Origin of the sequence: Shewanella baltica (assembly GCF_900456975.1) — a bacterium.
Lineage (GTDB): Bacteria > Pseudomonadota > Gammaproteobacteria > Enterobacterales > Shewanellaceae > Shewanella > Shewanella baltica.
Map to the genome: position 1 here is coordinate 2284015 of NZ_UGYM01000002.1, position 11976 is coordinate 2295990.

An 11976-nucleotide genomic window follows, 5' to 3' on the forward strand; every position below is an offset into this window, starting at 1 on the left:
TGCTCTCACTGGCGCTCAATGCCATCGTAGGTAGAACTGTTATGGGAAACGGTGCCAGACCTGATTGGCACCTTTACTCACAAAAATGCCACCACACAATTTTTTTCGGCAGCAACTATTCGTATCAATACATACGGTTCTTATAAAGCTTAAAATTATTCTTATTTGCTACATCGATAAGTCTTTCATAAACCTTATTATAATCGTCCATCGTTCTGATTTGTGACCACTGCGAAAGTGTACTGGTCAACCCAAACTGGACACTTTTAGTTGAGAATTTTCAAACTCTACAGGTGACAGAGCGTCATTAGCAGAATGAAGCCGCTCCAAGTTGTAATATTTCATGTAAGCCGTCACATCTTGCTTCATAAACTCCCTTGTTGGTTGATTAACTTTAAAAATCCAATCGTGTTTCAAGCTACCAAAGAAACGCTCAACAACGGCATTATCCCAACACGCACCCACATCACCCATGCTGGCTCGGATACCATAGCTCGATAGCAGCCTACCGAATTGCTTACTGGTATATTGCGAGCCTCGGTCACTGTGAAATACCAACCCTCTGGCCGGTTGGCGCAGGTTGTAGGCTTTTATTAATGCCTTGGATATCAAATCTGTGGTCATGCGTTTGTCTATGTGCCATCCCACAATCCGGCGTGAATATAAATCCATCACCACAGCTAAGTACATCCAGCCTTCACCCGTCTTTAAATAGGTCACGTCACTCGCCCAGACCTGATTAGCCGATACTGGATTAAAGTTCATGTTTAACAGGTTATCAGCCACTGCATCTGAGTGTTTTCGCTGTGTCGTCACCTTGTAAGCACATCGCTGGGTTACTTTGAGTCGAAGGCGGTGCATAATTTTACGAACGAGATAGCGACCAACCTGGTAGCCTTCCTTGCGCAATTTCTTCACCATTTCACGATTCCCTAAGCTGCCTCGACTTTGCTTAAATAGCTGTCGAACAAGGCGATAAAGCTTCAGTGTTTCAAGGCTTATCACGTTTGCAGGGCGTTTATGCCAATCGTAATAGCCTGACTTACTGACACTCATTACTCGACATAACAGTGCTATGGGGAATAGGTGAGATTGCAGTTTGATGAAACGAAATCTTACTTCATTTCTCTCGCAAAGAAGGCGCTTGCCTCGGCGTGCCCCTTGGGTATTTTTAGAATTTCTTTCTCCATGCGTAATTCTTTGTTTTCTCTACGCAATCGCTTTAGCTCATCACGCTCAGACTCTTCTAAGGTGATACCTTGTTGCAGGGCTTGGTGTTTTTCCTTCCAGTTGTAAAGCAGGCTCGTGCTAACTCCAAGAGACTTTGCCGCATCGGCAACGCTATAACCTTGCTCTAGCACCATCAAGACTGCTTCATCTTTAAATGCCTGCGGATAACTCTTATGTGATTTTTTCAGACTCATATAGACCTCTTAATTTATTGACCATACTGTCTCAAAATTAAGTGTCCGATGGGATTAGACCAGAACAATAGACGCCCTTTTTCATCCATAAAGGTAAATCTTTTTTCTCTGTTTCAGCTTCTTTTTCAAAAAGCTTTTTCTTAATCCTTTGACCCGTCCTAAATAGCGTTGACACTTTTCAAACTCATTTTGGAGAGTGTAATGACTTCAACAATTAAACGAACTCAACGTGATTATTCCCTCGCTTTTAAATTGGCCGTTGTCGACCAAGTGGAAAAAGGCGAGCTGACTTATAAGCAGGCCCAAGACAAGTACGGTATTCAAGGTTGTTCCACCGTGTTAGTTTGGCTTCGCAAACATGGAAAACTGGATTGGTCCCAAGGAACACCATCTACATCAATGCGAGGACATTTAATGACTGAGCCCACCACACTCACTCCCGAGCAAAAGATAAAAGCACTCGAAGCCGAACTTGAAGATACCCGCATGAAAGCCGCGTTCTTCGAAGCCATTGTCGAAAAACTTAGAACTGACTACGGGATTTCTGTCGTAAAAAAGCCACGAGCGAAACGCTCCAGGAAAAAACGGCCATAGGTTATCGCGTCACCCAATGCTGTCGCTACCTCGGGATTAGCCGTCAGGCGTATTATCAGCAATGTCAGCGGCAAAAAGTATCAGAGCAGAGGGAGCAACACGTGTTGCAAACGGTGCAATATGAACGGTTATTTCAACCACGAATAGGTACACGCAAGTTGCAGTATTTACTGAATAAATCACATCAAATAGTGATTGGGCGAGACCGGTTATTTAGCAGCCTCAGAGCGCATCGTTTGTTGGTCGCACCTAAACGGGCGTACCACAAAACGACTCACAGTCATCATCGATTTAGGTGTCATCCCAACTTGCTTAAGCCCAGTGAGCAACAAGTGGACATCACTCGCTCAGAGCAAGTCTGGGTGGCTGATATTACCTATCTGCCACTGCAAAATAATGAAGCCTACTTAAGCCTGGTGACCGATGCCTGGTCACGAAAAATCGTGGGCTATCATGTTGATGATAATCTCAAAACAGATGGTGTGCTAACAGCGTACAAACAGGCACTGAGGCAGCGGCAAGACAAAGATAAACCGCTGATACACCACTCAGATCGAGGAATACAATACTGCTCAAACGCTTATCAAGCGGTTCACACACATCATGGTGTGACATGCTCAATGACAGACGGATATGACTGCTATCAAAATGCATTAGCAGAACGCGTAAATGGCATATTGAAGCAGGAGTTTTTAACACATAAGCCAGCAACGCTGCAGGAGGCGCGACAGATGGTGGCAGAAGCGGTCGCCATATATAATCAACGACGGCCACATTTGGCCTTAAAATATAAAACGCCCGATGAGGTTCATCAGGCGTTTTAGGTAGAAATAAGTGTCAACTTATTTCAGGACGAGACACTTCCTAAAATTTCAAAACAAAGTACAACAAAAACTACAAACATTGCTGTTAGAACAAAAAATGAGTAATTAACAGCTTCCAGTGTCGCCGCCCGAATGTAGCACCCATTGACAAAATCAATGAGTACACCAAGCGTGGATGCTGTTAACCAATCCCATAAAAATGGAGCTCCACCCAAAATAGCAGAAGCAATAATTGAACTGACTGAACCATAAAATATGGCAGAGGCCTTAGGACTTGTTTCAATTTTCTTAAACATAATATAACCAAGTTAAGACACAGACAAAAATAATGCGTTTAAAATCAATCAAATAAACTAATTTAAAACCATTTTACTCCAAGGTATAAATTTGTATTGCAAAATTATCAGCGCCCCCTAAAAAAGGCGCTTGGCAGATAAAACAATGAAAATAAAACAGTATAAACAACAGCATATAATGCACTGTGCGGTTTTTTTGAAGCGTAATATTTACAATATCCCCAATAGCCTAGCGTCGTAAAACTAAACGAAACGGAGGCCGCCACAAGATAGTTTACCGATAAGGCTACATCTGATTCCTGAATCGCAAGCCAGGCAAAACCCAGCATACAAGATGAGATAATCACACACGGCAACACATGGGCCCAAAACGCATTAGACCTTTCTCTATTCATCAGTAACTCTCCCATTAATGTAAATACGCCACATATCGCAATGAATTATCAAGCAATCGTGGCTTTATCGCAGTGTAATAATATCGAGTAAGACATGGCTAGAAGAAAATGCTGTTAAACAACTTGGTTTTGAAACTAAATCAAATTCAGTTTGGCGATAAGCCCAGCATGGCAATTTAACTCCAACCCATGTAATGTAGTTTAATGTATACATTGTATTTTGAGGTTTACTATGAGTGTCATGTCAGTACGCTTATCCGATGAAATAGAGCAAAAGCTGGTACAGCTATCTCAGTCAACCGGTAGAACAAAATCTTGGTTAGCCAATCAAGCGATCCAGGATTATTTAGATCGAGAAGCTTGGCAGATTGCTGAAATTCAAGCTGCGCTACGCGAAGCCGATGCCGGCGATTTCGTGCCTGAAAACGAAATGAATGCCAAGTTTAAAGGTTGGGGGATCAATGCAGGTTAGGTGGCTGCGCAAAGCCGCGCAAAATCTTGAAGATGCCTATGATTACCTTGCCAAAGACAACCCCAAGGTCGCCCAAGCATTTGTGCAAGACGTTTATCGATTAGTAAACTTATTGACGACTCAGCCCGCTATGGGCCGTGCAGGGCGCGTGGCCGGTACTCGGGAACTAGTGGTGCAGGATTACCCGTTTATCATCCCGTACAGGGTACACCAAGATGAGATCCATATCCTTCGCGTGTTCCACACAAAATTGCGCTTACCTAGTCACTGGTGATAAATCATCTTGATAAAGTAACATAATCAAAATATTTTACTGTTAATTACACGAAACTTAGGCCCTTTGCTCGGCTTGATTGAGTAAGGGCTATTCCTTAAACCCTTTGTATAAGACCACTCCGGATGCGATAACTAAACCGAGTGTCACGAACATGATTAAGATAGACCATAGTTGTAGCTCACTCATAATATACCTCTGCTCAGTTTATGTTCTTCCGCGCTGTTAATGTTATCAATCACCCCCATGAAGGAGCAATGTAAATACCGTTACGATCCGGCAGAAATAGCTTATCTAAAAGGGTAATGTTGCGACTCATAAATGACCGTTACTGCTGAAATAACGCTCACACTTTTTTGCATTGCAAATTTATCTCTCGAAAATAATGCTAAAAAACGGCAAATAAGGCCCACCTTCAGCCCTTATTTTTTTGCATTGCAAAAATCCATTGCGTTTAACGCACCTGTTTCATGGTGTTGCACTATGCAACACTGCCTTAGAACGGCATGGTTTTAAAGCTAATATTTTGCTTATTATCATCGAGCGAGCGTAGATAAACCGACTCGGATTCCTGCCAATTTTTATAATGGCTATTTAGGTAAGCGGTATCATCCAAGTGGGTGATAAGAGCCTTAATCGGGGTGAACTTGGATATCGAAAATTATTGTACGGTAGGGTTTCTGATGTAGCCTCTCTCATTTGGGTGTAGTCCAATGACATAAGGCATTACAGCATGTAATCATATTAATGCGTTAACTTAAATGCGACAGCCTTTATGCGACAACTTAAAAACGATAAGCAGCTTAGACAATCAATAGGTTAGATCTATGAACTGAACAAATTTTGCTCTTAACGTACAATCATTTTCGATATCCAAACTGCCCCCTGATTCGTTGAATCAGTCTATAAAGTTATGATTCATCAACTATTTCTCGGACAAAGCGAGCTGAGTTTGCACCAGATTATATTCACTTATGATAAAAAAGTAATGAAAAACTCGAACAGACAAAAGGTTTCAATATGCAGGTATGTCAATAAGCATCGGTTTATTGGCGAATAGCGATTCGTATAGAAATATCAATTTGTCGTGCATTTAGCTCTACTTTTTTATCATGATGTAAAGGAATAGAAGTATAGATACCTAGACGCCTATATGCCCAAATGATCTAGTATTCTTGTTTGATATATCAAATAGTTATTAATTCGTTATCCATTACCTTATAAAGGCATAGAATCCGATTCAAATCATGCGTTGAATTGGAGTCATTGATGGAACAATTACCGATATTGAATTTAAGCGATTGGCATGCGGGTGGGCAAAGTCGTCACGCCTTCATTACTAAACTTGCCGATGCAGCTAGAAGGATAGGTTTTTTCTATTTAACTGGCCATGGCATTGAGCTTGCTAGACAGCAGCAAGTACTTCAGTTAGCGGCTGATTTCTTTGCGCTGCCCGTCGAAGATAAACTTGCGGTGAAAATGGCTAATACACCGCATTTTCGTGGTTATACCCGTTTGCAAGGTGAATTAACCTTAGGGAAACCGGATTTGCGGGAACAGTTTGATATCATGCAAGAAGAAGTGGCTAACCCTCAGCAGTCAGATGTGCCTATATGGTGGCAGCTACAGGGACCTAATCAATGGCCGTCACAATTACCACAGATGAAATCGACTTTATTGGCATGGCAACAGGATTTAGCGGATATCAGTGTCACTCTTTTGAAAGCTTTTGCTGTTGCGCTAGAGCAACCTGAAAGCGCCTTTGATGCCACGATTGAAGCGGGTCCTTATCAGCATATGAAGCTTATTCGCTATCCCAGCGCGGATGGACAGACTTCAGGCCAAGGCGTAGGGGCACATAAAGATCCTGGCTATTTGACCTTAGTGCTGCAAGATAAGCAATCCGGTTTAGAGGTTCAGACTGACAACGGTTGGTTAAGCATACCGCCATTAGAAGATGCCTTTGTGGTGAATATAGGTGAATTACTTGAGTTGGCTTCTAATGGGTATTTAAAGGCAACCAACCATAGGGTGACGAGCCCGCCTGCTGGGGTCGAGCGCTACTCGTGCGCCTTTTTTATGGCGGCGCAGTTGAATGCGACAGTCCCTTTGTTACCTTTGCCAAAGCATCTGGCGAACCAAGCTCAAGGACCGGCAAGCGATCCATTAAATCCACTCTTCCACCAAGTGGGCCAGAACGTATTAAAAGGACGTTTACGCTCTCATCCCGACGTTGCTCAAGCGCATTACGCCTCATTCGCTCATGCCATTTAATGGTTATTAGGATCTATTATGCAATTTAAAACTAAAGTACTTCACACTCATTATGCAGCTGATAACTCGACGGGCGCGCTTACAACACCTATCTATCAAAGTAGCACCTTCGCCTACGGTAGTGCCGAGGATGGTCGAGCCCGTTTTGCAGGTGAGCAACCGGGCTTTATCTACAGTCGCATGGCGAATCCGACAGTGCAGGCGCTTGAATATCAATTAGCACAACTGGAAGGGGCTGATGAAGCACTCGTCGTTGCGAGTGGGATGGCGGCAATCAGCAGTATTTTCTATGCCTTAGCGAGTCAGGGTGATGAAATCGCATTTATCGACCCCGTATACGGTGGCACTGCGGCATTTTTAATCCAAACATTAACCCGCGCGGGTATTACTGTGCGCCGTTATCAAGACGATGATCATTTATTGGCAGAGATTACCGCCGAAACAAAAATTATTTTATTTGAGCCCATCACCAATCCGACCTTAAAAGTCAGTGACTACCGTAAGGTTAAGCTTGCCGCTGAAAAAGTGGGCGCTATAACCATTTGTGATAATACTTTTTTAACGCCGTATTTATTCAAACCGCTGGAACATGGCATAGATATCGTGATGCACAGTGCCACTAAGTATTTAAGTGGCCATGGTGATTTAATCGCAGGTGTTGTCGCTGGACCTAAGGCATTAATGCAACCTATTCGCACTATAGCGCTTAAACATATCGGCGCTGCGATTGGGCCACAGGAAGCCTATTTATTACAGCGAGGCTTACGTACCTTAGCACTTAGAATGGATGCTCATCTTGCGGGCGCGGCTAAGGTCGCCGCTTTTCTTGCAACCCATCCGAGCGTTGCAAAAGTTTATTACCCAGGGCTAGCAGATGATCAAGGTCATCAAGTTCTGAGTGAAACCATCAACGCCTTTGGCGGTATGGTGAGTATTGAGCTCGAAGGCGGTTTTAATCGAGCGGCGCAGTTTTTAGATCATTTGAACTTGTTTACTCAAGCGGTCAGTTTAGGTGACTTAGAAAGCCTTGCCTGTCACCCAGCCAGCACCACCCATGCCGCTATGGATGCCGCGAGTCGGCTAGCTTCAGGGGTGAATGACAACCTGATTAGATTGAGCATTGGTGTGGAAGATCCTCAAGATTTGATTGCCGATCTTGAGCAAGCCTTAGTGTTTTAAGGTAGTGCACTAATAGGATACAACGCTCAATACATGAACAACTTCAGTTGAACACTTAAAAAGTGTTCAACTTTTTAATCGCATCCAGTATTACCCGTTAAATACCTTCCCCTAAAAAGACTTTGGTATAGCGCGGCTGGATCCAAGCGCTATCACCTTTGTTTATGCCAAGCTGTTTAAATTGCACTTTAGATAATTCAACATGGATCAGTTGGTTATCTAGCTCAGTTAGGACTTCTAATCTCACTGCTGGGCCAACGATGGTCACTAAGTCTAAACTGACTTTAAGGGCATTTTCAGTTGGCTGTGTCAGTACCTCGATTTCGTGTGGGCGCACATAGGCTAAGCCTTGTTGCTCTTCGCTAATAGTGTGCTCTGGTGAGGAAATGTGGATATTGCCTATAGTGCTATGCCCTTGTTTTACCCGGGCATGAAATAGGTTCACATTGCCAAGAAACTCGTACACAAAAGGATTGCTTGGATTGTCATAGACTTCTTCTGGCGTACCTTGCTGCTCGATACGACCTTGATTCATCACCACGATTTTGTCTGCAACTTCGAGTGCTTCTTCCTGATCATGGGTCACAAATACGGTAGTGACATTAATCTCATCGTGTAAGCGTCTTAACCAGCGGCGTAATTCTGCGCGGACTTTAGCATCGAGTGCGCCAAAGGGTTCGTCTAACAGCAATACCTTAGGTTCGACCGCAAGTGCGCGGGCGAGAGCGATACGTTGTCTTTGTCCGCCAGAGAGTTGCGATGGGTAGCGATTGGCGGTCCAATCTAATTGGACGAGTTTGAGTAATGAATGCACCTTATCGGCAATGTCTGCCTTACTCGGGCGTGTCTTTCGTGGTCTGACTGTGAGTCCATAGGCGACATTTTCGAATACAGTCATATGTTTAAATAGGGCGTAATGTTGGAATACAAAACCGACACCGCGTTCACTCACATGCTGAGTGGTGATGTCTTCGCCATTAAATCTGACTATGCCACTGTCGGCCTGTTCGAGTCCTGCAATAATCCTGAGTAAGGTCGTTTTGCCAGAGCCCGATGGGCCTAAAAGGGCCGTCAGCTCTCCGGTTTTGATCTCTAAATTGACTGAGTCTACAGCGATAAAATCACTAAAACGCTTATTAACTTGCTGAATGTGTATGCTCATAATGGGCGATTCCTATGGACGTTGCGTTTAGTTAATTTGATGTTTGCGCTCATCTTTCCACTCAACAATGCTTTTCAGCACAATAGTGACCAGTGCTAGTCCTGTGAGTAGGGACGACACGGCAAACGCGGCCGTAAACATGTATTCGTTATAAAGCACTTCTATGTGTAGCGGCATAGTATTGGTCTCACCGCGAATGCGTCCAGAGACCACTGCTACCGCCCCAAACTCGCCCATAGCGCGGGCATTACACAGGATCACGCCGTAGAGTAAGCCCCACTTAATGTTCGGCAGTGTGACGTACCAAAAGGTCTTTAAACCACTGGCGCCTAAGGTGAGTGAGGCCTCTTCTTCATCTTTGCCCTGTTGCTGCATTAGTGGGATGAGTTCACGGGCAATAAAGGGTAAAGTGCCGAACATGATGACAATGACTATGCCCGGAACGGCAAAAATCACTTTTAAATCATGGGCAGCAAGCCAAGGCCCAAACCAGCCTTGGGCACCGAAGAGGATCACAAAAATCAGCCCGACCACGACGGGTGAAATGGCGAAGGGCATATCGATTATCGAGATCAGTATGGTTTTGCCTCTAAACTCAAATTTAGCAATGGCCCAAGCGATGGCGACACCAAAAATAGCATTGGTGGGCACAACAATAATTAACACTAACAAGGTGAGGCGAATGGAAGCGAGCGCATCGGGGTCGGTCACGGCTTGCCACCAGACCTTGAGACCCGCTTCGAAGGCGCCGTAGAGCACAACCGCTAATGGCAAAACCAGAAACAGTGCGAGAAAGCTTAATGCGATCCCGATTAAACTCCACTTTATCCAAGGTGCCTCAGTGGTAGCGTGATGATTTACAGTCGATATTTGGCCCATAGACTTAACCTCTTTTACTCGCCCACCACTGTAGGCTATTAATTAATAACAATAAGAGGAAAGCTGCTGCGAGCATGACTACGCCGATAGCCGCAGCGCCGTTATAGTCATATTGCTCAGCTTTGGACACTATCAGTAGCGGAGTAATTTCGGTACGATAGGGCAAATTACCCGAGATAAAAATGACGGAACCATATTCGCCCACTGCACGTGCAAAGGCTAAGGCGTAACCCGTTAATAATGCAGGTAATACCGCAGGTAGGATCACTCTTCTTATGGTGGTTAATCGATTAGCACCGAGGGATGCAGATGCTTCTTCCAGTTCTTTAGAAAAATCAGCCAAAACCGGTTGTACTGTTCGTACGACAAAGGGCAATCCAATGTAAGTTAAGGCGATCACAACACCAATTTGACTGTAGGCGACTTTAATACCCCATAAGTGTAAATATTGACCTACCCACCCGGTAGTCGAATAAAGCGTTACGAGCGCGATACCTGCGACAGCCGTCGGTAAGGCAAAAGGCAGATCGACTAAAGCATCGACGACTTTTTTACCCCAAAATTGATAACGTACTAACACCCAAGCGACGAGAGTCCCAAAAATGGCATTAATGCTGGCGCTAATAAAAGACGCCGTAAATGACAGCTTGTATGAGGCTACAACCTGAGGATGACTAATGGCGACCCAAAAGTCAGCCCAACTCATTTGCAGCGTAAACAGAACCAATCCGGCTACAGGAATAAGAAATAGCAAACTTAAATATAAAACTGAGAAGCCTAAGGTAATACCAAATCCAGGTAGCACAGATTTTATGACAACCTTGCTCATATCATTATTCCGTCGCGAGATAAGTGAAACCAATGGGCAGTTTCGTATTAATGAAACCGCATAAAAGATTACTTGCTAATCTTGGTTAAAATAGAATCGAATTGACCACCATCATTAAAATGAGTTTTTTGTGCTTTGTTCCAGCCACCAAAAACCTCATCAATGGTAAAGAGCGTCAGTTGTGGAAACTTATCTTTGTATTGCAACGCAATGTCTGGGTTTGTCGGGCGATAAAAGTGTTTTGCAGCTAGGTGCTGTGCTTCATCAGTATAGAGGTGTGCTAGGTAAGCTTCTGCTAACTTACGTGTCCCTTTGCGATCGACATTTTTATCTACCACTGTCACTGGTGGCTCAGCAAGAATGCTGACACTTGGAACAATGATTTCAAATTCACCTTTTCCTAATTGCTCAACAGATAATATGGCTTCATTTTCCCAAGCGATGAACACATCGCCAATGCTACGCTGTACAAAGGTATTGGTTGCACCACGGGCGCCTGAGTCCAGCACAGGTACGTTTTTATAAATCTGAGTGACAAACTCTAACGCTTTTTCTTCTGAGCCGTATTGCTTCAGTGCATAACCCCAAGCGGCGAGATAGTTCCAGCGCGCCCCGCCTGAAGTCTTAGGATTTGGAGTAATGACTTCTATACCTTCACGAACTAAGTCATTCCAATCATGGATATTTTTGGGATTTCCCTTGCGAACCAATAACACTATGGTCGAGGTATAGGGCGAGCTATTGTGTGGCAGGCGACTTTGCCAATTTTCAGGAATTAAATCCGCTTTTTGCCTTAATGCATCAACGTCATAGGCCAGTGCCAGAGTGACAACATCCGCTTCTAATCCATCGATAACTGAGCGAGCTTGCGAGCCTGAACCACCGTGAGATTGACGTATGGTTGGGGCTTTATGGCCCTGTTTTTGCCAATATTGGCTAAAGAGTTGGTTATATTCCCGATAGAATTCACGGGTTGGATCATAGGAAACATTCAATAGCGTATCTTCAGCGAGTGCGAGAAAACTAGCCGAAGCCAAAACTAAGGTGAGTGTTGCTTTTTGTAGGTGAGATAAAATATTCATACCGAAATCCTCATATTATTTAATAAGGCTTCCGGTGGACCGGTCAGCGATGTGGTCTAACTGTGTTGATTGTGTGGTAAATTTCGTTTTTATTTCGACGGTGTAACTTGGTCTAAACGAATTTTTTCTTTCTTTTCTAATTGCACTAATTTCCCATGGTGAAAGGTTAATTCCACTGTCCCAAACTCAATTCTACCCAGTAGTTTTTCTAAACTATTGACGAGCACGGGGATCACGGTTTGTAGATCTTCTTTGGTTGCCATATAAGTCCTCATGTAAGTGGTTTTTGACA

Annotated in this window: 11 protein-coding genes and 1 pseudogene; 5 read left to right on the forward strand and 7 right to left on the reverse strand. The window is 43.9% G+C overall.

Annotated elements, in window-relative coordinates:
• Positions 1-246: 246 nt before the first annotated feature.
• Positions 247-1424 (reverse strand): annotated as a pseudogene (locus DYH48_RS10225) (IS3 family transposase).
• A 201-nt stretch (positions 1425-1625) separates the two neighbouring features.
• Between DYH48_RS10225 and DYH48_RS10230 the strand changes: the two are divergent.
• Positions 1626-2842, forward strand: a protein-coding gene (locus tag DYH48_RS10230) for an IS3 family transposase (RefSeq protein ID WP_086014843.1) whose coding sequence is annotated in 2 segments (ribosomal slippage) — positions 1626-1974 and positions 1974-2842 — 1218 coding nt in all. Because the reading frame shifts where the segments join, the coding sequence is not laid out codon by codon here.
• 23 nt (positions 2843-2865) lie between these two features.
• Here the strand turns inward: DYH48_RS10230 and DYH48_RS10235 are convergent.
• Complete coding sequence (locus DYH48_RS10235) at positions 2866-3138, reverse strand: hypothetical protein (RefSeq protein ID WP_115334695.1); 273 nt, start codon at positions 3136-3138, stop codon at positions 2866-2868.
• Between the two features lie 627 nt (positions 3139-3765).
• Here DYH48_RS10235 and DYH48_RS10245 point away from each other — a divergent pair.
• From DYH48_RS10245 to DYH48_RS10260, 4 genes are all read left to right on the forward strand, one after another.
• Entirely contained in the window at positions 3766-4005 is a 240-nt protein-coding gene (locus DYH48_RS10245; RefSeq protein ID WP_115334697.1) for a CopG family ribbon-helix-helix protein, read from the forward strand.
• Positions 3995-4279: a type II toxin-antitoxin system RelE/ParE family toxin gene (locus DYH48_RS10250; RefSeq protein WP_115334698.1), complete on the forward strand. Its 285-nt coding sequence runs from the start codon at positions 3995-3997 to the stop codon at positions 4277-4279. The genes DYH48_RS10245 and DYH48_RS10250 overlap by 11 nt, the downstream gene beginning before the upstream one ends.
• Positions 4280-5548: 1269 nt before the next feature.
• Positions 5549-6553 carry an isopenicillin N synthase family dioxygenase gene (locus DYH48_RS10255; protein ID WP_115334699.1) on the forward strand — a complete coding sequence of 335 codons (1005 nt, stop codon included), beginning with the start codon at positions 5549-5551 and terminating at the stop codon, positions 6551-6553.
• Positions 6554-6571: 18 nt separating this feature from the next.
• On the forward strand, positions 6572-7732 hold the full coding sequence (locus DYH48_RS10260; protein WP_115334700.1) for a trans-sulfuration enzyme family protein: 1161 nt from the start codon (positions 6572-6574) through the stop codon (positions 7730-7732).
• Between the two features lie 97 nt (positions 7733-7829).
• Here the strand turns inward: DYH48_RS10260 and DYH48_RS10265 are convergent, their stop codons facing one another.
• From DYH48_RS10265 to DYH48_RS10285, 5 genes are all read right to left on the reverse strand, one after another.
• Positions 7830-8894, reverse strand: a complete 1065-nt coding sequence (locus DYH48_RS10265) for a sulfate/molybdate ABC transporter ATP-binding protein (RefSeq protein WP_115334701.1) — start codon at positions 8892-8894, stop codon at positions 7830-7832.
• A 27-nt stretch (positions 8895-8921) separates the two neighbouring features.
• A complete protein-coding gene (cysW, locus tag DYH48_RS10270; protein ID WP_115334702.1) occupies positions 8922-9773 on the reverse strand; it encodes a sulfate ABC transporter permease subunit CysW in 852 nt (283 codons plus the stop codon).
• 4 nt (positions 9774-9777) lie between these two features.
• On the reverse strand, positions 9778-10602 hold the full coding sequence (gene cysT / locus DYH48_RS10275) for a sulfate ABC transporter permease subunit CysT (protein WP_115334703.1): 825 nt from the start codon (positions 10600-10602) through the stop codon (positions 9778-9780).
• Between the two features lie 68 nt (positions 10603-10670).
• Positions 10671-11684: a sulfate ABC transporter substrate-binding protein gene (locus DYH48_RS10280; protein WP_115334704.1), complete on the reverse strand. Its 1014-nt coding sequence runs from the start codon at positions 11682-11684 to the stop codon at positions 10671-10673.
• 89 nt (positions 11685-11773) lie between these two features.
• The gene (locus DYH48_RS10285; protein WP_105250676.1) at positions 11774-11947 is read right to left on the reverse strand and encodes a YezD family protein; all 174 of its coding nucleotides are present in this window, start codon (positions 11945-11947) and stop codon (positions 11774-11776) included.
• Positions 11948-11976 lie beyond the last annotated feature (29 nt).